At 59.2% G+C, this 26,016-nt stretch carries 18 protein-coding genes; 12 read left to right on the forward strand and 6 right to left on the reverse strand.

Annotation, left to right across the window (positions count from 1 at the left end):
* Positions 1-23 precede the first annotated feature (23 nt).
* The 7 genes from K5Y35_RS16920 to K5Y35_RS16950 all read left to right on the forward strand — a co-directional run bounded on the left by K5Y35_RS16920 (position 24) and on the right by K5Y35_RS16950 (position 8,431).
* Positions 24-461, forward strand: a complete 438-nt coding sequence (locus K5Y35_RS16920; RefSeq protein ID WP_123461924.1) for a hypothetical protein — start codon at positions 24-26, stop codon at positions 459-461.
* A 529-nt stretch (positions 462-990) separates the two neighbouring features.
* A complete protein-coding gene (gene fadB, locus K5Y35_RS16925) occupies positions 991-3,138 on the forward strand; it encodes a fatty acid oxidation complex subunit alpha FadB (RefSeq protein ID WP_123451295.1) in 2,148 nt (715 codons plus the stop codon).
* Between the two features lie 29 nt (positions 3,139-3,167).
* On the forward strand, positions 3,168-4,343 hold the full coding sequence (gene fadA, locus K5Y35_RS16930; RefSeq protein ID WP_007910465.1) for an acetyl-CoA C-acyltransferase FadA: 1,176 nt from the start codon (positions 3,168-3,170) through the stop codon (positions 4,341-4,343).
* Positions 4,344-4,441: 98 nt separating this feature from the next.
* Positions 4,442-4,678, forward strand: coding sequence for a DUF1653 domain-containing protein (locus tag K5Y35_RS16935; RefSeq protein ID WP_123461926.1), 237 nt, complete (start codon positions 4,442-4,444; stop codon positions 4,676-4,678).
* A 114-nt stretch (positions 4,679-4,792) separates the two neighbouring features.
* Entirely contained in the window at positions 4,793-7,423 is a 2,631-nt protein-coding gene (topA, locus tag K5Y35_RS16940) for a type I DNA topoisomerase (RefSeq protein ID WP_123461928.1), read from the forward strand.
* 143 nt (positions 7,424-7,566) lie between these two features.
* Positions 7,567-8,091, forward strand: coding sequence for a DUF6586 family protein (locus K5Y35_RS16945; RefSeq protein ID WP_123461929.1), 525 nt, complete (start codon positions 7,567-7,569; stop codon positions 8,089-8,091).
* A 106-nt stretch (positions 8,092-8,197) separates the two neighbouring features.
* Entirely contained in the window at positions 8,198-8,431 is a 234-nt protein-coding gene (locus K5Y35_RS16950; RefSeq protein ID WP_064392830.1) for a hypothetical protein, read from the forward strand.
* 90 nt (positions 8,432-8,521) lie between these two features.
* On the opposite strand, the gene sulA is transcribed toward K5Y35_RS16950, so the two are convergent.
* Entirely contained in the window at positions 8,522-8,995 is a 474-nt protein-coding gene (sulA, locus tag K5Y35_RS16955) for an SOS-induced cell division inhibitor SulA (RefSeq protein ID WP_123461931.1), read from the reverse strand.
* Between the two features lie 10 nt (positions 8,996-9,005).
* Positions 9,006-9,614, reverse strand: a complete 609-nt coding sequence (gene lexA / locus K5Y35_RS16960) for a transcriptional repressor LexA (protein WP_003226590.1) — start codon at positions 9,612-9,614, stop codon at positions 9,006-9,008.
* A 229-nt stretch (positions 9,615-9,843) separates the two neighbouring features.
* Between lexA and K5Y35_RS16965 the strand changes: the two genes are divergently transcribed.
* The 4 genes from K5Y35_RS16965 (at position 9,844) to K5Y35_RS16980 (ending at position 15,779) form a co-directional block, all read left to right on the forward strand.
* Positions 9,844-10,551: a TetR/AcrR family transcriptional regulator gene (locus K5Y35_RS16965; protein WP_007910473.1), complete on the forward strand. Its 708-nt coding sequence runs from the start codon at positions 9,844-9,846 to the stop codon at positions 10,549-10,551.
* Positions 10,552-10,721: 170 nt separating this feature from the next.
* Positions 10,722-11,720, forward strand: a complete 999-nt coding sequence (gene nagZ, locus K5Y35_RS16970) for a beta-N-acetylhexosaminidase (protein WP_177490500.1) — start codon at positions 10,722-10,724, stop codon at positions 11,718-11,720.
* A 12-nt stretch (positions 11,721-11,732) separates the two neighbouring features.
* The gene (locus tag K5Y35_RS16975) at positions 11,733-12,470 is read left to right on the forward strand and encodes an S-methyl-5'-thioinosine phosphorylase (RefSeq protein WP_222832402.1); all 738 of its coding nucleotides are present in this window, start codon (positions 11,733-11,735) and stop codon (positions 12,468-12,470) included.
* 15 nt (positions 12,471-12,485) lie between these two features.
* On the forward strand, positions 12,486-15,779 hold the full coding sequence (locus K5Y35_RS16980; protein WP_222832403.1) for a DEAD/DEAH box helicase: 3,294 nt from the start codon (positions 12,486-12,488) through the stop codon (positions 15,777-15,779).
* A gap of 148 nt (positions 15,780-15,927) precedes the next feature.
* Here the strand turns inward: K5Y35_RS16980 and K5Y35_RS16985 are convergent, their stop codons facing one another.
* From K5Y35_RS16985 to mfd, 3 genes are read right to left on the reverse strand one after another with little or no spacing between them, the layout of a single operon-like run.
* On the reverse strand, positions 15,928-18,618 hold the full coding sequence (locus K5Y35_RS16985) for a DEAD/DEAH box helicase (protein ID WP_222832404.1): 2,691 nt from the start codon (positions 18,616-18,618) through the stop codon (positions 15,928-15,930).
* Between the two features lie 11 nt (positions 18,619-18,629).
* On the reverse strand, positions 18,630-19,196 hold the full coding sequence (locus K5Y35_RS16990) for a CsiV family protein (protein ID WP_123461941.1): 567 nt from the start codon (positions 19,194-19,196) through the stop codon (positions 18,630-18,632).
* A 10-nt stretch (positions 19,197-19,206) separates the two neighbouring features.
* Complete coding sequence (mfd, locus tag K5Y35_RS16995; RefSeq protein WP_123461943.1) at positions 19,207-22,656, reverse strand: transcription-repair coupling factor; 3,450 nt, start codon at positions 22,654-22,656, stop codon at positions 19,207-19,209.
* A 354-nt stretch (positions 22,657-23,010) separates the two neighbouring features.
* Between mfd and K5Y35_RS17000 the strand changes: the two genes are divergently transcribed.
* A complete protein-coding gene (locus K5Y35_RS17000) occupies positions 23,011-24,474 on the forward strand; it encodes a glyceraldehyde-3-phosphate dehydrogenase (RefSeq protein ID WP_123461946.1) in 1,464 nt (487 codons plus the stop codon).
* A gap of 170 nt (positions 24,475-24,644) precedes the next feature.
* On the opposite strand, the gene K5Y35_RS17005 is transcribed toward K5Y35_RS17000, so the two are convergent.
* Positions 24,645-25,946: an MFS transporter gene (locus K5Y35_RS17005; RefSeq protein ID WP_008087743.1), complete on the reverse strand. Its 1,302-nt coding sequence runs from the start codon at positions 25,944-25,946 to the stop codon at positions 24,645-24,647.
* Positions 25,947-26,016: the final 70 nt, after the last annotated feature.

The following is a 26,016-nucleotide window of genomic DNA, read 5'->3' on the forward strand; positions in this document are numbered from 1 at the left end:
CACCAAGAATTGGGAATAGAGATATGACGGTCTGGTTAGTGGTGTCAATCCTGCTGGTGGTATTAAGTCCGCTGGCCTGGTTGCGCCCTTCGCGTGTTCAAAGCGGTCGCATGGCCCTGCGCATGGAGGCGCGCCGCATTGGTCTGGCCATGCAATTGGCGCCTCAGGAATGGCCGCACTGGCTGGGGCAGGAGCCGCCCAATCCGTGCGCGCAATACCATCGGCCGCGCCGTGGCAATCAACCGGCGTGCTGGGCTTACTGGCAGAAAGCGCCGGGGGTGTGGGTCAATCAGTGGCAGGAAGTCTGCGAAGACCGGGCGCTGCTTAATCATTTCGAAAAGTTGCCGGGCAACGTTTTCAAAGTCGAGGCCGACAAGCAGATGATCGCCTTGTATTGGGGCGAGAAGGGCGAAGCCACGGTCTTGCAGGATATCGACGCGACTCTGAAAGCGCTGGCGTGATGCGCGGAATTTTCGCACTGCAACGGTGTGAAGCGTCCGGCAGACGAGCAATAAAAAGCCCGACATGATTCGTCGGGCGGGGTTGGCCAGGCAGGCCGGAAATTCTTTTCGAGGCTGTATCGGGCAATCTCTGATCAGCACATCTCACTGTAGTCCAGCCAGCGTAGCCTTTTAAACAGGGTTCGGTGTGAATTAGGGCGACTTTTCTAACTATTGATTCTATGAATGGCTTCACATGCAGGCGTGTGTTGCACGTCTGCGTGGTACGGAAATGACCGCAAAGTCGCATTTGAACCCGTATTTTGGGCGATTGACAATTGTCGGAAATTCCGTGAAGGTGACGTACCCAAATCAAACGGGCGTATGAATTGAGCGTTTGTCTTACAGACTGCTCCTACAGAATCCCGACTATCGCGTTGGCGGGTGTGCCGGGTGGATTGGCGTTAGCATCGACGAAAAAGCGTCCTGCCGAGCCATTCGCCTGCGTCCGACGTGTACTGTTCAGCTTCCATATCGTGGAGATCAGTTGATGATTTACGAAGGTAAAGCCATCACGGTTAAAGCTCTTGAAAGTGGCATCGTCGAATTGAAATTCGACCTCAAGGGTGAGTCCGTCAACAAGTTCAACCGTCTAACCCTGAACGAACTGCGTCAGGCCGTAGACACCATCAAGGCAGATGCTTCGATCAAGGGCGTGATCGTCAGCAGTGGCAAGGACGTGTTCATCGTCGGCGCCGACATCACCGAATTTGTCGACAACTTCAAGCTGCCGGATGCCGAGCTGGTTGCTGGCAATCTCGAAGCCAACAAGATCTTCAGCGATTTCGAAGACCTCAACGTTCCTACCGTAGCGGCCATCAACGGCATCGCGCTGGGCGGCGGTCTGGAAATGTGCCTGGCGGCTGACTATCGCGTCATGTCGACCAAAGCCAAGATTGGTCTGCCGGAAGTCAAACTGGGCATCTACCCAGGTTTCGGTGGCACTGTGCGTCTGCCGCGTCTGATCGGTGTCGACAATGCCATCGAGTGGATTGCCGCCGGCAAGGAAAACCGCCCTGAAGACGCCCTGAAAGTCAGCGCCGTTGACGCCGTGGTTGCTCCAGAGAAGCTGCAGGAAGCTGCCCTTGAACTGATCAAGCGCGCCATCTCCGGCGAGTTCGACTTCAAGGCCAAGCGTCAGCCGAAACTTGAAAAACTCAAGTTGAACGCCATTGAACAAATGATGGCTTTCGAAACCGCCAAAGGTTTCGTCGCCGGTCAAGCTGGCCCGAACTACCCGGCGCCGGTCGAAGCGATCAAGACCATCCAGAAAGCCGCGAACTTCGGTCGTGACAAGGCGCTGGAAGTCGAAGCCGCCGGTTTCGTCAAACTGGCCAAGACCTCTGCCGCGCAGAGCTTGATCGGTCTGTTCCTGAACGATCAGGAACTGAAGAAAAAGGCCAAGGCCTACGACGAAATCGCCAAAGACGTGAAGCAGGCTGCCGTACTCGGCGCCGGCATCATGGGTGGCGGTATCGCCTATCAGTCGGCCTCCAAAGGCACGCCGATCCTGATGAAGGACATCAACGAGCACGGTATCGAGCAGGGTCTGGCCGAAGCCGCCAAACTGCTGGTTGGCCGCGTTGATAAAGGTCGCATGACCGCTGCGAAAATGGCTGAAGTGCTCAACGGCATTCGTCCGACCCTGTCCTACGGCGACTTCGGTCACGTCGATCTGGTGGTTGAAGCGGTCGTCGAGAACCCGAAGGTCAAGCAAGCTGTACTGGCCGAAGTTGAAGCTCAGGTCAAAGAGGACACCATCCTCGCGTCCAACACCTCGACCATTTCCATCAGCCTGCTGGCCAAGGCCCTCAAGCGTCCGGAAAACTTCGTCGGCATGCACTTCTTCAACCCGGTGCACATGATGCCGCTGGTGGAAGTGATCCGTGGCGAGAAGTCCAGCGAACTGGCTGTTGCCACCACCGTTGCCTACGCCAAGAAAATGGGCAAGAACCCGATCGTCGTCAACGACTGCCCGGGCTTCCTGGTCAACCGCGTACTGTTCCCGTACTTCGGCGGTTTCGCCAAGCTGGTCAGCGCCGGTGTCGACTTCGTCCGTATCGACAAGGTCATGGAAAAATTCGGCTGGCCGATGGGCCCGGCATACCTGATGGACGTGGTCGGCATCGACACCGGTCACCACGGTCGTGACGTGATGGCTGAAGGTTTCCCGGACCGCATGAAGGATGACCGTCGTTCGGCCATCGACGTGCTGTACGAAGCCAAGCGCCTGGGTCAGAAGAACGGCAAGGGCTTTTACGCCTACGAAGCCGACAAGAAAGGCAAGCAGAAGAAGGTTGCCGATCCATCGGTGCTGGAAGTGCTCAAGCCGATCGTTTACGAGCAGCGCGAAGTCACTGACGAAGACATCATCAACTGGATGATGATCCCGCTGTGCCTGGAAACCGTGCGTTGCCTGGAAGACGGCATCGTTGAAACCGCCGCCGAAGCCGACATGGGTCTGGTCTACGGTATCGGTTTCCCTCCATTCCGTGGCGGTGCGCTGCGCTACATCGATTCGATCGGTGTTGCCGAGTTCGTTGCCCTGGCTGACCAGTACGCTGATTTGGGCGCGCTGTACCACCCGACCGCGAAGCTGCGCGAAATGGCCAAAAACGGCCAGAGCTTCTTCGGTTAAGCGCCCCCAACTAGAGTGAGAGTGAACTTATGAGCTTGAATCCTAGAGACGTCGTGATTGTCGACTTCGGTCGTACTCCGATGGGCCGCTCCAAGGGCGGCATGCACCGCAACACCCGCGCCGAAGACATGTCGGCGCACCTGATCAGCAAGCTGCTGGAACGCAACGCCAAGGTCGATCCTGCTGAAGTCGAGGACGTGATCTGGGGCTGTGTGAACCAGACTCTGGAGCAGGGCTGGAACATCGCGCGCATGGCGTCGCTGATGACCCAGATCCCGCACACCTCGGCCGGCCAGACCGTCAGCCGTCTGTGCGGTTCGTCGATGAGTGCCCTGCACACTGCCGCGCAAGCGATCATGACCGGTAACGGTGACGTGTTCGTGGTTGGCGGCGTCGAGCATATGGGCCACGTCAGCATGATGCACGGTGTCGATCCGAACCCGCACATGTCCCTGTACGCGGCGAAAGCCTCGGGCATGATGGGCCTGACCGCTGAAATGCTCGGCAAAATGCACGGCATCACTCGCGAACAGCAAGACGCTTTCGGCGTGCGTTCCCACCAGTTGGCCCACAAGGCAACTGTGGAAGGCAAGTTCAAAGACGAAATCATCCCGATGCAGGGCTATGACGAGAACGGTTTCCTGAAACTGTTCGACTACGACGAAACCATTCGTCCGGAAACCACCCTGGAAAGTCTGGCGGCCCTCAAGCCGGCCTTCAATCCAAAGGGCGGCACCGTGACTGCGGGTACTTCGTCGCAGATCACCGATGGTGCTTCGTGCATGATCGTGATGTCGGCGCAGCGTGCGCAGGACCTGGGCATTCAGCCGATGGCGGTGATCCGTTCGATGGCAGTGGCGGGTGTGGATCCGGCGATCATGGGCTATGGTCCAGTTCCGGCCACACAAAAAGCCCTGAAGCGTGCGGGCCTTGGCATCAACGATATCGACTTCTTCGAGCTCAACGAAGCTTTCGCTGCACAGGCCCTGCCAGTGCTGAAAGATCTGAAAGTACTCGACAAGATGAACGAGAAGGTTAACCTGCACGGCGGCGCGATCGCCCTGGGTCACCCGTTCGGTTGCTCCGGTGCGCGTATTTCCGGCACCTTGCTGAACGTGATGAAGCAGAATAGCGGCACCTTCGGGGTGGCCACTATGTGCATTGGTCTCGGCCAAGGCATCTCCACCGTCTTCGAACGCGTTTAAGCGTCTCGTCGATGGAAGCCGGGGCCAAGTGCCCCGGTTTTTGTTTTTGCGGATTTATTTTGTTTTTATTTTGAAAAAATTTGAGTGAGGGCCGAAGCATGCCGATACAACCTGGGCTCTACCAACATTACAAAGGTCCGCAGTACCGCGTATTCAGTGTTGCGCGGCATTCCGAGACCGAGGAAGAAGTGGTCTTTTACCAAGCCCTGTATGGCGATTACGGCTTTTGGGTGCGCCCTTTGAGCATGTTCGTCGAGTCGGTCGAGGTTGACGGCGAGCAGGTGCCACGCTTTGCTTTGGTGCAAGCCGAACCGAGCCTTTTTACCAAGGCATGAGGCGAGTGCGCACAGAACCCTGTGCTTGACCTCACCTTGTATCAACTATATATAGCGGTGCCGCGTCAGGCGCCAACCGCCTTTCACTTCTAGAATTCAGGAATTTTCTGATCCATGGGCAAATCGCTGGTCATTGTGGAATCCCCGGCTAAGGCCAAGACCATCAACAAGTATCTGGGTAACCAATACGTGGTGAAGTCGAGTATCGGCCATATCCGAGACCTGCCCACCAGCGGTTCGGCTAGCGCCAGCAAAGAGCCAGCCGCCAAGCGTGGCAAGGCCGCTGCAGGCGAAGGTCCGGTGCTCACGCCGAAAGAGAAGGCGCGCAAGCAGTTGGTCTCACGTATGGGTGTCGATCCCGATCATGGCTGGAAAGCCAAGTACGAGATCCTCCCGGGCAAGGAAAAGGTCATCGAAGAGCTGCGCCGGCTCGCCAAGGATGCTGACACCATCTATCTCGCAACCGACTTGGATCGCGAGGGGGAAGCCATTGCCTGGCACCTGCGCGAAGCCATCGGTGGTGACGACAGCCGCTACAAGCGCGTGGTGTTCAACGAAATCACCAAGAAGGCGATTCAGGAGGCCTTCTCCGAGCCCGGCGAGCTGGACATCGACCGTGTGAATGCCCAGCAGGCGCGTCGTTTCCTCGACCGCGTCGTGGGCTACATGGTCTCGCCGCTGCTGTGGGCCAAGATTGCCCGTGGCCTGTCCGCCGGTCGCGTGCAATCGGTTGCCGTGAAGCTGGTGGTCGAGCGCGAGCGCGAAATCCGTGCGTTCAACCCGGAAGAATACTGGGAAGTGCACGCCGACCTTGGCACTGCCAAGGGCTCGACCGTGCGTTTCGAAGTGGCGCGTGAAAAGGGTGAAGCCTTCAAGCCGCTGAATGAAGCACAGGCCACGGCTGCACTGGAGAAACTCAAGTCCTCCAGCTACAGCATCGTCAAGCGCGAAGACAAACCGACCAGCAGCAAGCCGTCGGCACCGTTCATCACGTCCACCCTGCAACAGGCCGCAAGCAACCGCCTGGGCTTTGGCGTGAAGAAAACCATGATGATGGCTCAGCGTCTGTACGAAGCTGGCTATATCACTTATATGCGTACCGACTCGACCAACCTCTCGGCCGATGCCGTGGCGATGGCGCGCACTTACATCGAAGATGAGTTCGGCAAGAAGTACCTGCCGGAAACGCCGAACGTCTACAGCAGCAAGGAAGGCGCACAAGAGGCTCACGAAGCGATTCGTCCGTCCGACGCCAACACCACGCCGAGCAAGCTGGCTGGTATGGAGCGTGATGCTGAGCGTCTGTATGAGCTGATCTGGCGCCAGTTCCTCGCTTGCCAGATGCTGCCGGCGCAATACCTGTCGACCACCGTCAGTGTGGCGGCGGGTGACTTCGAGCTGCGTGCCAAGGGCCGCATCCTCAAGTTCGACGGTTACACCCGCGTTCTGCCGCAGATCGCCAAGCCTGGCGATGACGATGTTCTGCCGGACATGGCGCAAGGTGACGTGATGAAGCTGATCAAGCTCGATCCGTCCCAGCACTTCACCAAGCCGCCGGCGCGTTACTCCGAAGCCAGTCTGGTCAAGGAAATGGAAAAACGCGGCATCGGTCGTCCTTCGACTTACGCAGCGATCATTTCGACCATTCAGGATCGCGGCTATGTGACCCTGCACAACCGTCGTTTCTATTCGGAAAAGATGGGCGACATCGTCACTGAGCGTCTGTCCGAGAGCTTCTCCAACCTCATGGACTACGGCTTCACTGCCGGCATGGAAGAGAACCTCGATGACGTGGCCCAGGGCGAGCGTGACTGGAAAAACGTGTTGGACGAGTTCTATGGCGATTTCAAGAAGAAGCTTGAGGTAGCCGAGAATCCGGACAATGGCATGCGTGCCAACCAGCCGGTCATGACCGACATTCCGTGCACCACGTGCGGCCGTCCGATGCAGATCCGTACCGCCTCGACCGGTGTGTTCCTCGGTTGCTCAGGCTACAGCCTGCCACCGAAGGAGCGCTGCAAGGCCACCGTCAACCTGGTGCCGGGCGACGAAATTGCTGCGGACGACGAAGGTGAGTCGGAATCGCTGGTGCTGCGTGGCAAGCATCGCTGCCCGATCTGCAGCACGGCGATGGATGCCTACCTGCTCGACGAGAAACGCAAACTGCACATCTGCGGTAACAACCCGGATTGCGCGGGCTACGAGATCGAAGAGGGTAACTACCGCATCAAGGGCTACGAAGGTCCGAGCCTGGAATGCGACAAGTGTGGCAGCGAGATGCAACTCAAGACCGGCCGTTTCGGCAAGTTCTTCGGTTGCACCAACCCGACCTGCAAGAACACCCGCAAACTGCTGAAGAGCGGTGATGCGGCGCCGCCGAAGATGGATCCGGTGAAGATGCCTGAGCTGAAATGCGAAAAGGTCAACGACACCTACATCCTGCGCGACGGTGCTTCCGGTCTGTTCCTCGCGGCCAGTCAGTTCCCGAAAAACCGTGAGACCCGTGCTCCGCTGGTGATTGAAATTCTGCCGCACAAGGACGAAATCGATCCGAAGTACCACTTCCTGTGTGAAGCGCCACAGAAGGACCCTGACGGCCTGCCAGCGGTGATCCGCTACAGCCGCAAGACCAAGGAGCAATACGTGCAGACCGAAGTCGACGGCAAGCCTACCGGCTGGAAAGCGTTCTACGACGGTGGCAAGTGGACCGTTGAAGACAAGCGCACGAAAGCCAAGGCTGAGTAAGCGCCGGTCCGATACACAAAAGGCCGCATGATGACCCTCGGGTTTCATGCGGCCTTTTTGTTTTGTGCTTGCGGTCGGCTCCGCTGATCCATGACACTGTCAGGTCTGTGTGACGTAATTATTTCGCTGTGGAGACTGCCGGCATGGCGCACGAACTCTATACCCGCACCAATCAGAAGATCTATTTTGCCGGCTTGTCGCTGGAAGCGCTGGCGCGCGCCGAAGAGGGGCGAGCGATGAACGCGTTGGCGTTGATTCAGGCGGGACGTGAATCCGCGTTATTCCACCTCTATGGCGCGCTGTTGGGTCTATGCCATGAGATTGCCGGGTTCTATCGTTTGCCCCAGGCCAGCGCGCCTCGAGCCGAGGTTTTGCTGACCCGCGAAGTGCTGGAAACGATTGCGATCCCCGAATTGGCCGAGATGATTGAGCTGGCAGGTAATCCGGAAACCTGGCTGGCGAAACTGTTGGCGGCGCATTCGGCGCTGTTCCAGCCACCACGGGTGCCGCACAAGCCCAAGGGCGATGTGACGCAGCCGTTGATTCAGGCCGTTAATCTGGATGAAGAGGAGGCGCCGCAGGAACTGACTCGCGAAGAGCTGGAGAGCTGGCGGCAGAATCTCAAAGGCTTGGCCATTCGTTTTCGCGAAGGATTGAACGAGTGTTGAGGTCGATTGACACGGTGGCAATATGAAACATGCTGCTGGTCAAGATCCCGAGCGAAGCCTGAATGATGTCTATATAATCCCTGCCTTTCGTGGAGAACAGACCTATATGCCAACGTCCTTTCTAGAAATTGTCGAGTTACCAGACGGCCGAATCGAACTGCGCAGGGCTGAGGACGAGGGTTCTCTGGTGACGCTGGATTTCTCCGAGGATGCCAAGACGTTCCTGCAGGGGCAGCATGTCGAGATCGCCAAGGCGATGTTGAGTGTTGGTGTGCAGATGGCGGGTCGGATGATCGAAGGTGAGTTTGATAAAGATGAGGGGCCGCGGGTTCTTCATTGATCCCTGCCTGTTTTTGTCGGTACCGCTTCAGATCGGCTTCTCTGTCCCTGGAGAAGCCCTGCGCTCCAAACAGCGCGCGTTGTCAGTGAGTCAACCCAATCGGATGTTCAGGCTTTGAGCGTCGCCCGTGCGTGCAGCGCTGATCAGTTGTTGCCGCGATTGGGCATTCAGCGGGTTGAGCCAGGTCACCACCGTATGACTGCGCGCCAGGCGCAGTGCTTCGCAGGCCAGTTGCTGGGCGCTCTGAGTGCCGCGTGGTTGCAGCAGTAGAATCCGTTCACGATTCAGGCCCGCATCCCGAAGCCATGCCTGGGTCAGGCTGGCCGGTGGCGCAATCAGCGTCAGCCAGCGTGCGTCCTGGTCCTCGCTGAGTTCGCGCAGGATCGGGGCGAGCAGGTTCAGGCAGTTCCCGGCCGCACCGCGCAGTGACAGCTCACTGAATACTTCGGGTTCGGCATTCCAGGGACGCTCGACCACTTCTTTCAGGATCGGCGCCATCGGTTGCGCCAGAAACGCTTCGAATAAAGGCAGTTGTGTTTGCTGAGGTGTGTGTGGGAACTGCATAAAGCCTCCTTTAGCGGCGGATTACGCCGACACTCAAGCCTTCGATCACCAGTTCCTGATCTTTCAGGTCAACTTCGATAGGCGCGAACTCAGGGTTTTCGGCGATCAGCCAGACCTTGCTGCCTTCACGCTTGAAGCGTTTGACGGTCACTTCATCACCGATTCGCGCCACGACAACCTGGCCGTTACGGGCTTCGCGGGTGGTATGAACCGCCAGCAGGTCACCGTCGAAAATACCGATGTCCTTCATGCTCATGCCGTGAACGCGCAGCAGGTAGTCGGCGCGTGGATGGAAGAAGGCAGGGTTGATGTTGCAGGATTCTTCGATGTGCTGCTGGGCGAGAATCGGTGCGCCGGCAGCGACCCGGCCAATGATCGGCAGGGTGGAGTCGTCGGCCTTGGCTTCGAAGCCCGGGATGCGAATGCCGCGGGAAGCGCCAGGGGTCATCTCGATGGCGCCCTTGCGGGCCAGTGCCTTCAGGTGTTCTTCTGCCGCGTTGGGCGACTTGAAGCCCAGCTCCTGAGCGATTTCCGCACGGGTTGGCGGGTAGCCGTTGTCTTCGAGGCAGCGTTTGATAAAGGCCAGAATCTCGGCTTGGCGTGGCGTCAGCTTTAGCATATTGATCGCTCTGTCTTTTTATACAGTGACTGGGATTATATACAGTGAAGCGGTCTTGGCAATGCCCGTTTTTTTACCGGCCGCCAGACGGTCGGCAAGGGTGTTTATTAATGCGATGGGCTTGTGTGGTTAAATAGCTGACCGACCATTCCCAAAACGAACCGGCAGGCTTGACAAGGCACAGGCTGAAACGTATGTTTCAAACAAGTGTTTGTCAGGCGGAGTAGCCATGGCCCAGTCGGAAACCGTTGAACGCATTCTTGATGCTGCCGAGCAATTGTTCGCGGAGAAAGGTTTCGCTGAAACCTCATTGCGTTTGATCACCAGCAAGGCAGGCGTCAACCTGGCAGCGGTGAACTATCACTTCGGTTCGAAAAAAGCGTTGATCCAGGCGGTGTTCTCGCGTTTTCTCGGGCCGTTCTGCATCAGCCTCGATAAAGAACTGGAGCGGCGTCAGGCCAAGCCTGAAAACAAGCCGACCCTCGAAGAACTGCTGGAAATCCTTGTCGAACAGGCTCTGGTGGTTCAGCCACGCAGCGGCAATGACCTGTCGATCTTCATGCGTTTGCTGGGTCTTGCGTTCAGCCAGAGCCAGGGTCACCTGCGGCGTTACCTTGAAGACATGTACGGCAAGGTGTTCCGTCGTTACATGCTGCTGGTCAATGAGGCCGCACCACGCATTCCACCGATCGAACTGTTCTGGCGCGTGCACTTCATGCTCGGCGCCGCAGCGTTCAGCATGTCCGGTATCAAGGCGCTGCGTGCAATTGCCGAGACCGATTTCGGCGTCAACACCTCCATCGAACAGGTCATGCGCCTGATGGTGCCGTTCCTGGCGGCCGGCATGCGCGCCGAAACCGGTGTCACCGATGCGGCGATGGCCACCGCACAACTGCGTCCGCGCAGCAAATCGACGCCGGTCGCCGCCAAGGTTTGACCGCACACGGGTGGGCGCAGCAGCTTGTATCCGCTAAGCTAGCCGCCCATGCCGACTCTCGTTCTGAACCCGATTCTGATGAAAACCGCTGACCTGCCGGGCACTGCCCACGGCAGCGATTTCATGCGGATCGGGTTTTTCGTTTTCAAGGAATCTCTATGACTGCTGGCCTGCAAGGCTCGTTGATGGTGGACGTCGCCGGTACCTGGCTGACGGCCGAAGATCGCCAATTGTTGCGCCAGCCCGAAGTGGGTGGCCTGATCATTTTTGCCCGCAACATCGAGCATCCACGGCAGGTGCGTGAGCTGAGTGCGGCCATTCGCGCCATTCGCCCGGATCTGTTGCTGGCGGTGGACCAGGAGGGCGGTCGCGTGCAGCGCCTGCGTCAGGGCTTTGTGCGTCTGCCGGCCATGCGCGCCATCGCTGACAATCCGAATGCCGAATACCTCGCGGAGCAATGCGGCTGGATCATGGCCACCGAAGTGCTGGCGGTCGGCCTCGACCTGAGCTTCGCCCCGGTGCTGGATCTGGATTATCAGCGCAGTGCGGTGGTGGGTACCCGTTCGTTCGAAGGTGATCCGGAGCGCGCAGCACTGCTCGCCGGGGCGTTCATTCGCGGTATGAACAGTGCCGGCATGGCCGCCACTGGCAAGCACTTCCCCGGTCATGGTTGGGCCGAAGCCGACTCACACGTTGCGATCCCGAACGACGAGCGCAGCCTCGACGAGATCCGCGCCCATGACCTCGTACCGTTCGCCCGACTCAGCCAACAACTGGCCGCTGTCATGCCGGCCCACGTCATTTATCCGCAAGTGGATTCGCAGCCTGCCGGTTTCTCCCGACGCTGGTTGCAGGACATCCTGCGTGGCGAGTTGCAGTTTGACGGTGTGATCTTCAGCGACGATCTGTCGATGGCCGGTGCCCATGTCGTGGGCGATGCTGCCAGCCGTATCGAAGCGGCCCTGAGCGCCGGCTGCGACATGGGCCTGGTGTGCAACGACCGTGCAGCGGCCGAACTGGCCCTGAGTGCCGCGCAACGGTTGAAGGTCAAGCCTTCTGCCCGCATTGCGCGCATGCGTGGCCAGGCGTTCGCCAGCACCGATTACCGCCAGGATCCGCGCTGGCTCACCGCCATCGGCGCGCTCAAAGACGCTCAACTGATTGATTAAGGACGTTTCGCTATGACGGTATACGCGATCATCGGTGGCACCGGCCTGACCCGGCTCGAAGGCTTGAGCATTCGTCAGTCGCTGGCCGTGGACACGCCTTATGGCGCGCCTTCGGCCGAGGTGCAGGTCGGTGAGTATGCCGGCAAGGAGGTGCTGTTCCTCGCCCGTCACGGCCACCCGCATCGCTTCCCGCCGCACAAGGTCAACTACCGCGCCAACCTGTGGGCGTTGAAGCAGGCCGGGGCTGAAGCGATCATCGCGGTGAATGCCGTAGGCGGGATTCACCCGGCGATGCGCACCGGGCATTTCTGCGTGCCGCATCAGATCGTTGACTACACCAGCGGCCGTGAACACACGTTTTTCGCCGACGATCTCCAACATGTCACCCACATTGACTTCAGCTTCCCCTACAGCGAACCGCTGCGTCAGCAGTTGATTGCCGCAGTGGCCGCCGAGGGTTGCGAATACAGCGATCAAGGTGTGTATGCCTGCACCCAGGGCCCGCGTCTGGAGACTGTGGCCGAAATCGTGCGTCTGGAGCGTGATGGCTGCGACATCGTTGGCATGACCGGCATGCCGGAAGCGGCGCTGGCGCGTGAACTCGAACTGGATTACGCATGTCTGGCGCTGGTGGTCAATCCGGCGGCGGGCAAGTCCACCGCGGTGATCACCATGGCCGAGATCGAGCAGGCGTTGCAGAGCGGCATGGGCAAGGTGAAATCAGTGCTGGCACGGGTATTGGCTGGGTGAAAGGCTGACAGCGCCATGACGATAATCATCAGTCAGCTTCACTCGCTGCCGTGGACTGAGGCCTTCAACCGTAATGCTTTGGCCAAAGCCCGCGTTTACGCCATCGAGGACCGGATAAAAATCCATTTGGTCGATGACGAGATGATTGAGGCGGCCTGCGCGGGTTCTGAAAGTTACGTTTATCAACAGGTCATCTATCTGGTTAAAGATGAGCAGGAGCGATTCGGCCTGCGATGCTTTTGCTCCTGCCCGGTGGAAATCAACTGCAAGCACAGCGCTGCGGTGCTCTTTCACTTGCAGGATCGCGCGGCTGAAGAGACTGACCGTGATGCCCCGGTTCAGTTGAATAGAGCACTGGAGCACTGGCTTTCCACTATTCCTGTGGCGACCCAGTCTTTTGAAGAGGCCTCGCAAGCGGCCAGTACGCGACTGTTTTACAAACTCAAGGCCACGCCGGTTTCGGGCAAATGGCTGGTCGAAATATTCAAGGTCTACCAGCTCAAGAGTGGCGAGCTGCGCGACGTCAAACCGTTGTTTTCGCTATCAGACATGCTGATGCGCCAGCCCGGTTATCTGAACGAACTGGACCTGCGGATTGCCAGGCTGTTGGTGGCCACGCACTCCCATCATGCGTATTACAGCGGCTATCCGCTGGACGGTCGCAGTGGCGCCGAATTGCTCGAAATGTTGTTGAACACGCGGCGCCTGTATCTGGATTTTGAAACATTGCAGCCGCTGACTTCGGGCGCGAGCAGAAGCGCGCAGTTTGCCTGGGCCGAACAAGCCAATGGCAGTTTTCGACCGCAATGGAGCAGTGATGAAGCGTCAGTGGAAACAGTGCTCGCGCTGGAACCTCTTTATTATCTGGATCGAGAGCGGCAACAAATCGGCCCGCTATGCAGCGAGTTCGATGAAAAACTCGCCTGTCATCTAGCATTGGCGCCGGAGATTCCGGCACGTCAGGCCATGCAGTTCAGCCATCGAATGAGTGTGGCTACTCAGGTCGCCCCACCGCACAAGTTGACGGAGCGGATCATCGACGATGTTTTGCCCAAGGCTCATCTGACCCTCGCCAGCGGCAAGCGCTACACTCGCTGGCAGTACGAGCCGGAGCACCGAGCCGCTTTGCTGTTCACCTACGGCGGTCTTCCCGTACAGGATCGCAACCCGGAGGTGGTGGTTCTTTCGGGCGTTGAAACCCAGCGTATCCAGCGTCAGCCTGCCGCCGAAAAAGCCCTGCGTCAGCAATTGCAGAAACACGGTTTCAAAAAGGCCACGCGCAAAAGCAGCGTTGATCATCCGGGTGAACGGTTTGATCTGCCCGATGATTCAGCCTGGCTCACATTTGCTCAGAATGGCATTCCCGCGCTGCGTGAAGCAGGCTGGCAGATTGACGTCAGCCATAACTTTCATTTCAACGTGGAGAAAGTCGAGCACTGGTACGCCGAGGTTGAGGAAGAGTCGGGGCGGCAGTGGTTTGATCTGCAGTTAGGGATTGTCGTCAACGGTGAGCGCCACAGCCTGCTGCCGATTTTTCTGCACCTGTTACGCGCCCAGCAGATGCTTCTCGATCCAGCCAACCTCGCTCAGCGCGGTGATGATGAGTTGCTGTTGGTCGAGTTGGGGGCCGGGCGCTTCAGCGCTAACATCAGTGGCAAAGTCGCCCTGCCTTTTGGTCGGGTCAAACCGTTGCTGGCCACACTCAGCGAGTTGTATCTGGGCAATCATCATGGCGATAAGTTGCGCTTGAGTGCTCCCGATGCAGCACGCCTGAGTTTGCTGGAAGGGGTATCGCTGGAATGGCAGGGCGGCGAACGGTTGCGCAATTTTGCCCGGCGCCTGCGTGAATCCACTTACACGCAAGTCGTAGCACCGCTCGGTCTCAATGCGCAGATGCGGCCCTATCAGCTCGAAGGCTTGAGCTGGATGCAAACCCTGCGTGAGCTGGAGGTTGGCGGTATCCTCGGCGATGACATGGGGCTGGGTAAAACGCTGCAAACCCTGGCGCACCTGTTGACGGAAAAGCAGGCGGGGCGGCTTGATCGTCCTGCGCTGGCGGTAATGCCCACCAGTCTGATCCCTAACTGGCTGGACGAGGCGTTGCGTTTTACGCCGCAGTTGAGGGTGCTGGCGCTACATGGCGTGGGGCGGAAAAAAGACTTCGCCAGTTTTGCCGAATACGATCTGGTGTTGACCACTTACGCCTTGCTGCCGAGGGACCTTGAGGTTCTGCAGCCGCAGTTGTGGAGCGTGCTGATTCTCGATGAGGCGCAGAACATCAAGAACCCGGTCAGTAAGGCTGCTCAAGCCGCACGTGATTTGCAAGCCCGGCAGCGCTTGTGTTTGAGCGGCACCCCAATGGAAAACCACTTGGGCGAGTTGTGGTCGCAGTTCCACTTCTTGATGCCCGGTTGGCTGGGTGACAGTAAAGTGTTCAATCGTGATTACCGTACACCGATTGAAAAACACGGCAACGCCGAGCGCATGCAGCATCTGACGGCGCGAATAAAGCCGTTCTTGCTGCGACGCAAAAAGGACCAGGTGGCGACCGAGTTGCCACCGAAAACCGAAATTGTGCATTGGGTCGATCTCAGCGACGGTCAACGCGACGTGTATGAAACGGTTCGCGTGGCGATGGACAAAAAAGTCCGCGACGAAATTGCCCGCAGTGGTGTGGCGCGCAGTCAGATCATCATTCTTGATGCCTTGCTCAAGCTGCGTCAGGTCTGTTGCGACTTGCGCTTGATCAATATGCCGCTGACTGCGAAGGCGCTGCGTTCGGGGAGTGGCAAGCTGCTCAGTTTGATGGAGATGCTTGAAGAGCTGATTGGCGAGGGTCGCAGGATCCTGCTGTTCTCCCAGTTCACCTCGATGCTGGCTTTGATCGAGCAAGAGTTGCAGCAACGTGAAGTCAGCTATTCGCTGCTGACCGGTGAAACCGCAGATCGGCGCACGCCAGTGAAAGACTTCCAGAGCGGCAAGGTGTCGCTGTTTCTGATCAGTCTGAAGGCCGGGGGCACAGGTTTGAACCTGACTGCGGCAGACACGGTGATCCACTTCGACCCTTGGTGGAACCCGGCAGTGGAGAATCAGGCCACCGATCGCGCGTATCGAATCGGGCAAAACAACCCGGTATTCGTTTACAAGCTGATTGCCCGCGGCACGGTAGAGGAAAAAATCCAGGCACTGCAGCAGGAAAAGGCTGCGCTGGCCGGGGCGGTACTGGAAGGTGGCACGACAGGTGGGTTCAAGCTGGAGCAGACTGACATTGAGGCGCTGTTTGCGCCGCTGCCGGTTTCCACGGGTTGATGGTTTAAGCCTGGGCTCGATATCTGAGGGCCCCATCGCTGGCACGCCAGCTCCCACAGGTTTTTGTGCTGTTCACAAAATAGTGTTCAACCCAGATTGTTGTGGGACCTGGCTTGCCAGCGCTGGCAATTTGTCTGAAAAGCGCATCTCAGCGCTTGTCGAGCTTATCCGGCAACGGCGCAAACAGCGCTTCAATATCATCACTCTGCAGTTTCCAGTCCCCGGCCTTGCGTCCATCCAGCACGCCCGCTGCCAAGTCGGATTTTTCCTTCTGCAGGTGCTGAATTTTCTCTTCCACCGTGCCTCGGGCAATCATCTTGTAGACGAACACCGGTTTCTCCTGGCCGATCCGATACGCACGGTCAGTGGCCTGATTCTCGGTCGCCGGGTTCCACCATGGGTCGTAGTGAATCACTGTATCCGCTTCGGTCAGGTTCAATCCCACGCCGCCGGCCTTCAGGCTGATCAGAAAGATCTGACGATTGCCACTCTGGAACTCCTTCACCGGTGTGCGTCGGTCCCGGGTCTGACCGGTCAGCAGCGCATAGGCGATCTTGCGTTTTTTCAGTTCCTCTTCGATCAATGACAGCATCGAGGTGAATTGCGAAAACAGCAGTATCCGCCGACCTTCCTCAAACAGCTCCTCGAGCATTTCCATCAGGCTGTCGAGCTTGCCCGACGTGCTGCCGCGAGCGGGCAGGGTAGCGTCGTTGACCAGACGCAGGTCGCAGCAGACCTGACGCAATTTCAGCAGTGCTTCCAGAATGATGATCTGACTGCGCGCCACGCCTTTGCGCGTGATTTCATCGCGGACCTTCTTGTCCATCGCCAGGCGCATGGTTTCGTACACATCGCGCTGCGCTTCGTTGAGGTCGACCCAATGGATGATCTCGGTTTTCGGTGGCAACTCGGTGGCCACCTGTTCTTTGGTGCGGCGCAGCAGAAACGGTTTTATCCGGCCGTTGAGGTGCTGAAGTCTGACTTCGCTGCCGCGCTTTTCAATCGGCACGCGGTAGTCGGCGTTGAAGCTTTTGACGTCGCCAAGCCAGCCGGGCAGCAAGAAGTGGAACAGCGACCATAGTTCACCCAGGTGGTTTTCCAGCGGCGTACCGCTGAGGCACAGACGCTGCCGCGCATTCAGCTCTCGCGCCGCTTGGGCGGCTTTGCTGTTCGGGTTCTTGATGTACTGCGCTTCATCCAGCACCAACACATGCAGGGGTTGCCTGGCCAGGCGCTCGACATCCTTGGGCAGCAATGCGTAGGTGGTGAGGATCAGGTCGAAGTCAGCGAGGTGGTCAAAGTGCTTTTTGCGGCCGGCACCGTACAGCGCCACCACTTTCAGTTGCGGGGTGAAGTGCGCCGCTTCATCGAGCCAGTTGGGAATCAGGCTGGTGGGCATGACTACCATGCACGGCCGGTCAAGGCGTCCGGCATTTTTTTCGCTGAGAATGTGCGCCAGCGTTTGCAGGGTTTTGCCCAGTCCCATGTCGTCCGCCAGAATCCCGCCAACTTGCAGCTGTCGCAGCGATTGCATCCAGCTCAAGCCTTCGAGTTGGTACGGCCGCAACGTCGCGTTCAGCCCCTGCGGCGCATTGGCGCTGAAATCGCGAATGTCGCGCAGGCGCTGAGCAAACGTACGGATCTGCTCACCGCCTTCCCACAGCAGCGGAATGCCTTCCAGCGAATTGAGACGCGTGGCATCGGCCTTGCTCAGGCGCAGGGTGGTTTCCCCCGGCTCCTGGAGATAAAACTCGCCGAGGGTCGTCAGCACCGGTTTCAGTCGGCCCAGCGGCAGCGCCACCTGCAATGGCCCGTGCTCGCTGTTGCGCTGCGGAATATTCACCAGAATCAGTTCGTCATCGCGCCGGCGCGCCAGGCGTTCCGGGTTGAGGATTTCCGTGTGCGAGCGCATCAGGTTGAGCAGGATCGGCAGCAGGCTCAAGCGTTCACCGTTGACGATGATGCCCAGTTCCAGATCGAACCAGTCGCGTTCCGGTGCCTGTTCGACGGTGGCGTACCAGTCATCCACGGCCGTCAGGTCGAAGCCGAACTCTTCGTCGATCTGCAATTCCCAGCCCTGCGTGCGCAGCTTCGGCAGATCATTGAGGGTGAAGGTCAGCCAGGCACTGTCGTTGACCATCTCATACAGCTCGCCGGCGCTTTCCGGCAGGGCTTTGCTCTGGCGGGTGGCAATACGAAAGCCGAGGATTCGTAACTGTTCGCGGTAGGACTGTTCGACATCCGGATGGCGTTTTATCCGTAATGTCTGGCTTTCCTGACGTATCAGGATGTCGCTGTTTTTCTGCCCGCTGACGTATTCGTCGAGATAGCTGAACGACAGCGCCGCGCGGTGCTGAATGTAGCGCTGCATCTTGCCGTTGCGCGGTTCGAAAGCGCTGAATTCGACACTGGCCAGCCACAGGCGCGGGACCGGCTGAACGTTATCCACCAGCACTTGCGGCGGGGCTTTCGGGCTGCGGTTTTCCAGTACGGCCTGGAGTTTTTCCAACAGTTCGGCGTCTTTGGCGGCAGCCGGGTATTCGAGGGTTTCCTGCACTTGCAGCAGCACCGCTGCGCAATGTTTGCAGTTGCTGCGAACCGGGCAGGTGCACGCGGCCTCCACCAGCAGCAAGGTGCCTTTGGCCGACTCGCGCAGCGTAATGGTCTGACGGTAGACATTGCCGCCAGAGCCTTCGCAACTGGCGGTGATGGTCGCATCGCCGACCTGGGCGATACGGACCCGGTTCTCCAGGGCGTAGCGACGGCCACGCTCCAGGCTCTGTTCCTTGAATCGGCTGACCCAGGAGGGTGCCAACGGTTTACTCAGGGGCGGGGGCATAAGGACTTCGATCAGTCCGGAATGGCTTCAGGCGCTTCCCGCGGCGCCGGCGCCGTCAGGGAAGTGATCTTGATCAGCAGGGCCAGGTGGCCGTTGTCGAGATAGTTGAGTTGGCCGTTCTTGGTGTGGCTGTCCTGCTTCAGGCGTTCGCTGGCGGTGACCATGCCGTTGGCGTCGATCTGGTTGACCCAGAAGTCGGCATTCACATCGGTGAAGCGTCCCAGCTTCATTTCCAGCGTGCCCTCGATCGGGAACTGGCCGAACTGTTCCTTGCCGTCGCTGACGGCCACCTTGGTCGGCGTCTCGCCGAGGGTCTGTTGCCAGGCCTTGTGCAGCAGCACACTGTAATCGCCGCTGGCAGTGAGTTTGTTGGCCACTTCATTCAGCGCGGGTGTGCGCTGGCTGTCGTCGCCCAGACGCTGGGCGCCGGCGGCCCAGTCTTCCGGGGCGGCGCGGCTGACGATCGCCGGCACCGCGTTCTGGCGGACCAGAATCATCTCGACCATGTAGGTGTCATCGGCAAACGCCGTGGGTGCGACCAGAGTCAGCAGCAAGGTCAGCGAACGAAACAGGCGCATTGGGCGTCCTTCAAGCAGTTTTCGGGATGAGGCGCTCGAACAGCGCCTCTACAGTATTAAAGCGCTCTTCCGCGCGCTCCATCGGCACCTGGAACTTGAACATCGTGGCGCCTTCGAATTTGTAGCGTTTTGGCTGGCTCTGGATCAGTTTGATCAACGTCATCGGGTCGACCGGCGTCTGCGCGGCGAACTCGATACGTCCGCCCTGCGGCCCGCCATCGACCTTTTTGATGCCCAACTGTTCGGCCTGCAATTTCAAGGCAGTGATGCGCACCAGGTTCTTGGTCGGCTCCGGCAGCAGGCCGAAGCGGTCGATCATCTCGACCTGCAGATCCTTCAGGCCCTCTTCGTCGGTGGCCGAGGCAATGCGCTTGTACAGAATCAGGCGCGCATGCACATCCGGCAGGTAGTCTTCCGGAATCAGTGCCGGCACCCGCAGGTTGACCTCCGGGCCACCGCCGAGCGGTTGATCGAGGTTCGGCTGCTCGCCCTTGCGGATCGACTTCACCGCACGCTCCAGCATCTCCATATACAGCGTGAAGCCCACGGCCTGGATCTGGCCGCTCTGGCCATCGCCGAGCAATTCACCGGCGCCACGGATTTCCAGGTCGTTAGTGGCCAGCACGAAACCGGCGCCGAGGTCCTGGGTATTGGCAATCGCCTCCAGGCGCTTTTCCGCATCCGCGGTGATTTGCTGGCGCGGCGGGGTCAGCAGGTAAGCGTACGCCTGGTGGTGACTGCGACCGACGCGACCGCGCAACTGGTGCAGTTGCGCCAGGCCGAATTTGTCGGCGCGCTCGATGATGATGGTGTTGGCGCTCGGCACGTCGATGCCGGTCTCGATGATGGTCGAGGCGATCAGCACGTTGAAGCGCTTGTGATAGAAGTCGCTCATCACCTGTTCGAGTTCGCGTTCGCGCATCTGCCCGTGACCGATGCCGATCCGTGCTTCTGGCACCAGTTCGGCGAGATCTGCCGCGCACTTTTCAATGGTCTTCACGTCGTTGTGCAGGTAGTAAACCTGTCCGCCGCGCAGCAGTTCACGCAGCAGGGCTTCTTTGACCGTGCTCTTGTTCTGCTCCATGACGAAGGTGCGCACCGACAGGCGTCGTGCCGGCGGCGTGGCGATGATCGACAGGTCGCGCATGCCCGACACCGCCATGTTCAGCGTGCGCGGAATCGGCGTGGCGGTCAGGGTGAGGATGTCGACTTCGCTGCGCAGGGCCTTGAGCTGTTCTTTCTGGCGCACGCCGAAACGGTGCTCTTCGTCGATGATCACCAGCCCGAGGTTTTTGATCTTGACGTCGTCCTGCAGCAATTTGTGCGTGCCGATGACGATGTCGATCTTGCCTTCGGCCAGATCGGCGACGGCGGCGTTCACTTCCTTGGCCGATTTGAAGCGGCTCATCACTTCCACGGTCACCGGCCAGTCGGCGAAGCGGTCGCGGAAGCTGTTGTAATGTTGCTGGGCGAGCAGGGTGGTCGGCACCAGAATCGCCACCTGCCGACCGCCATGCACGGCGATGAACGCGGCACGCATGGCCACTTCGGTCTTGCCGAAACCGACATCGCCGCAGACCAGTCTATCCATCGGTTTTGGTGCGAGCATGTCTTCGCGCACGGCCTCGATGGTGGATTGCTGATCCGGGGTTTCTTCGAACGGGAAGCCGGCGCTGAACGTCGCGTAATCGGCTTTCGGGTCGGCGAACGCATAACCTTCGCGAGCGGCACGGCGGGCGTAGATGTCGAGCAGTTCGGCGGCAACGTCGCGCACCTGCTCAGCCGCCTTACGCTTGGCTTTCTGCCAGGTTTCGGAGCCGAGGCGATGCAGCGGAGCCAGGGAGTCGTCACTGCCGGTGTAACGCGCGATCAGGTGCAGGTTGGCCACCGGCACGTAGAGCTTGGCGTTCTCGGCGTACTCGAGGGTGAGGAATTCCGCAGCCTGATTGTCGATTTCCAGAATCGTCAGGCCCAGATAGCGCCCGACACCGTGATCGATGTGCACCACTGGCGCGCCTTCGCGCAGCTCGGTGAGGTTTTTGATCACTGCATCGTTGGCGACATCGCTGCGCTTCTCGCGGCGGCGCCGCTGCATGACCCGCTGACCGAACAGCGGGCTTTCCGCGACCAGCGCCAGCGCCGGGTCGTCAAGCATCAGACCTTCGTCAAGCGGGGCAATGGTGATCGCCAGGCGGTCTTTGCCCGCGACGAAGTCCGGCCAGCTGTCGACGGTTTTCGGCCGCAGCTTGAGGCGTTCCAGCAGCTCCAGCAGCACTTCGCGCCGGCCCGCGGATTCGGCGGTGAACAGCACGCGCCCAGGGAATTCGTCGAGGAATGCCGAAAGCGCGGCCAGCGGTTGCGTGGCCTTGGCTTCGATCGCCAGATTTGGCAGGGATTGCGCCGGGAAACGCTCACGGCCGACGCCAGTGTCCACATCCTGTTGACTGGCCACCACGCGCGGCCAGTTTTTCAGGCGGGCGAAGCAGTCTTCCACCGGCAGGAACAGCTCTGCCGGTGGCAATAAAGGACGCGATGGATCGACGCGGCGCTCTTCATAGCGATTGCGCACGTCGTTCCAGAAATTTTCCGCCGCTTGCTCGATGCCCGGCAGCGAGAACACCTGAGTGTCCTGGGGCAGGTAATCGAACAGGGTCGAGGTTTCGTCAAAGAACAGCGGCAGGTAGTACTCGATACCGGCCGGAGTAATCCCGCTGCTCAGGTCCTGGAAGATCGGGCAGCGACGGAAGTCGACATCGAAGCGTTCGCGGAAACGCGCCTTGAAGCGGGTGACCGCATCTTTCTGCAGCGGAAACTCACGGGCCGGCAGCAGCTTGACTGAATCGACCTTGTCGATGGAGCGCTGGTTTTCCGGATCGAAGGTCCGCAGGGTTTCGATTTCGTCGTCGAACAGGTCGATGCGGTAGGGCAGCTTGCTGCCCATCGGGAACAGGTCGATCAGCGCGCCGCGCACGGTGAACTCGCCGTGCTCGTAGACCGTGTCGACGTAGCGATAGCCGCTGGCTTCGAGCCGCGCGCGCATCTGCTCGACATCGAGTTTCTGCCCGACATCCAGCACCAGGCTGCTGCCGAGCAGGAATTTGGTCGGCGCCAGTCGATGCAGGGCGGTGGTGATCGGTACCACCAGCACGCCATGCGCCAGTTCCGGCAGTCTATAAAGGCTGGCGATACGCTGGGAAATGATGTCCTGGTGCGGCGAGAACAGGTCGTAGGGCAGGGTTTCCCAGTCGGGAAAATGCAGAACGGGCAAATCCGGGGCGAAGAAACTCAGCTCCTGTTCCAGCCGTTCGGCACTCTGGCTGTCGGCGGTCAGTAGCAGGGTGAAGCGCTTGGCAGCGCTGGCAGCCTCGGCAATCGCGAGACTCAGGGCAGCACCGGGCAGATTGCCCCAGTGCTGTTTACCTGCCGCAGCAGGGAGAAGCGGTAGACGCAGAACAGGCACGGAAGGTTGAGCTCCAGGCGTTGCGACAAAGTCGGTAATTGTAGCGGCGTCGGGTGCCGCCTGTCAGTTGCAGACTACGTCTATCTTCGTTGTTTGCGCGAAATGTAGTGGTAACCATAAAAACGAGCACTTTTTTCAGGGTTATGTAGTGCCGAAATCGGATGGTGTTACGGAGGGTTACAGACATCGTCTAACAGTAGTCGAAAAATTGACTGCGCTGGAGGCCCCGGTTTTACTGGGCTCGCGGAGGGTGTGATTTTTTTGGAGGAAATTTTGTTACCGATTGCGCGACAAGCGCGCATTGCTGAAAGAGGTTGTCGGCGGCATAATGTAGCCCCTTTTTTCTGCCCCTACATGTGGAAGGTTACCGTGACTCAGAAGCCCGACCAGTGTCTTGGTGAATGGATCGACCGTGAAGCACTCGCAGAAGCGATGATTCCGCTTATCGGTCAGCTCTACCGCAATAACAACGTGGTGAGCTCGATCTATGGCCGCAGCCTGATCAACCAGTCTGTCATCGCGATTCTCAAAGCTCACCGCTTTGCGCGCCACCGCTCTTCCGACGACAGCGAACTCTCCGTCCACGAAACATTCCCACTGCTCAAAGCCATGAGCGAGCTCAAGCTCGGCGCGGCTTCGGTAGACCTGGGCAAGTTGGCGTTCAAATTCCGCAGCGAAGGCAATGGCCGCAGCGCCGAGCAGTTCGTGCGTGAAGAACTGGCTGACGTGGTTGGCCAGCAAAACGCTTCGGCCCGCAAAGGCACTGACGTTGTGCTGTACGGCTTCGGTCGTATCGGCCGTCTGCTGGCGCGCATCCTGATCGAGAAAACCGGTGGTGGCGACGGTCTGCGTCTGCGTGCCATCGTCGTGCGCAAAGGCGCCGACAACGACCTGACCAAACGCGCCAGCCTGCTGCGTCGCGACTCGGTGCACGGTCCGTTCAATGGCACCATCGTCATCGACGAAGAAAACAACACCATCACCGCCAACGGTAACCTGATCCAGGTGATCTACGCGAAGAACCCGACCGAGGTGGATTACACCCAGTACGGGATCAAAGACGCGCTGCTGGTGGACAACACCGGTGTATGGCGTGACGCCGATGGCCTGGGTCAGCACCTGCAATGCCCGGGTGTCGCTCGCGTTGTTCTGACCGCGCCAGGCAAAGGCAAGCTGAAGAACATCGTTCACGGTATCAACCACAACGAAATCACCGCTGACGACAAGATCGTGTCCGCCGCTTCCTGCACCACCAACGCCATCGTGCCGGTGCTGAAGGCTGTGAATGACAAGTTCGGCATCATCAACGGTCACGTCGAAACCGTTCACTCGTACACCAACGACCAGAACCTGATCGACAACTTCCACAAGGGCGATCGTCGTGGCCGTTCCGCCGCGCTGAACATGGTGATCACCGAGACCGGTGCTGCCACCGCTGCTGCCAAGGCCCTGCCTGAGCTGGCCGGCAAGCTGACCGGTAACGCGATCCGCGTTCCGACGCCAAACGTGTCGATGGCCATTCTCAACCTGAACCTTGAGAAAGCTGCCACCCGTGAAGAGATGAACGAGTACCTGCGCTACATGGCGCTGCACTCCGATCTGCACAAGCAAATCGACTTCGTCAACTCGCAGGAAGTGGTGTCCACCGACTTCGTGGGTTCGCGTCACGCCGGTGTGGTCGACGCTGAAGCGACCATCGTTCAGGACAACCGCGTTGTACTGTACGTCTGGTACGACAACGAGTTCGGCTACAGCTGCCAGGTGGTTCGCGTGATGGAAGACATGGCCGGTGTAAACCCGCCAGCGTTCCCGCGCTAAGCACTCGTTGCAAACAAAAACGCCCCGACTTAGGTCGGGGCGTTTTTGTTTGTGTGCCTTTTAGAGCTGTGTCGTCAGTACCGGCCTCTTCGCGAGCAAGCTCGCTCCCACACTGGATCTGTGTCGCTCAGAAAATCCCCTGTGGGAGCGAGCTTGCTCGCGAAAGCGATTTATCGGGCGCCGCCGGGGATGGCCGCCTGCGCAGTCCGCAGCTCATGCTTGTTGCCGCGGAACAACACCAGCGTCGCAATCAATCCCAACACCGCCGCACCACTCAGCCAGATCCCCGGCGCTGCCTTGTTGTCCAGCACATGAATCAGGTAAGTACACGCCGCCGGGGTAAACCCGCCGAACGTCGCGGTTGCCAGGCTGTAAGCCAGTGAGAAGCCGGTCGTACGCACTTCAACCGGCATGATCTCGGTCAGCGCCACCACCATCGCGCCGTTGTACGAACCGTAGAGGAACGACAGCCACAATTCGACAATCAGCAAATGGCTGAAGCTCGGGTTCGCCACCAGCCACGACAGCGCCGGGTAGGCGGTCAGGATCGCCAGAATGGTCGCCGCCAGTAGTAAGGGTTTACGGCCGATCTTGTCAGACACCGAGCCCATCACCGGCAACCAGAAGAAGTTCGACAGACCAATACACACCGTCACCAGTAACGCATCGAAATCCGACAAATGCAGTTCAGCCTTGCCGAAGGTCGGGGTGTAGGCGGTGATCAGGTAGAACGAAACGGTAGTCATCACCACCAGTGCCATGCCGGCGATGACAATGCCAAAGTTCTGACCGATCGAGCGGACAATTTCCCGCAGGGTTGGGCGATGTTTCCTGGCTTGGAACTCTGGCGTTTCCTCCAGCGAGCGGCGAATGACAAAGATCACCGGCACAATCATGCAGCCGATCAGGAACGGCACGCGCCAGCCCCAGTCACCCATTTGTTCCGGGCTCAGCCAGTGGTTGAGGCCGACGCCGAGCAGGCCGGCGAAAACCACCGCCGCTTGCTGACTCGCAGACTGCCAGCTGACGAAGAAGCCCTTGCGGCCTGGTGTGGCGATCTCTGCCAGATAGACAGATACGCCGCCCAGTTCTACGCCAGCGGAAAAGCCTTGCAGCAACCGACCGAACAGTACGAGCAGCGGTGCGGCGACGCCGAGGGTGGCGTAGCCCGGCACGCAGGCAATCAGCACCGTACCGGCAGCCATCAACGCCAGCGTGATGATCAGCCCTTGGCGACGGCCATGACGGTCAATGTAGGCGCCGAGGAAAATCGCCCCGAGCGGACGCATCAAGAAGCCGGCCCCAAAAGTGGCCAGTGAAAGCATCAGCGAAGCGAAGGCGCTGTCGGTGGGGAAGAAGGTCTTGGCAATGGCTGTGGCGTAAAAGCCATAGACCATGAAGTCGAACATTTCGAGGAAGTTGCCGCTGACAACGCGAAAAATCGCTTTGCCTTTGCCCGTGGTGGAGGACATGTTCAGGTACTCGCTATTGGATTTTGTATAAAGATGTTGCAGATCCTTTAATTCATAATGGCCGTCGCGG

Origin of the sequence: Pseudomonas sp. SC3(2021), from assembly GCF_019856535.1 — a bacterium.
GTDB classification, from domain to species: Bacteria; Pseudomonadota; Gammaproteobacteria; order Pseudomonadales; family Pseudomonadaceae; genus Aquipseudomonas; species Aquipseudomonas monsensis.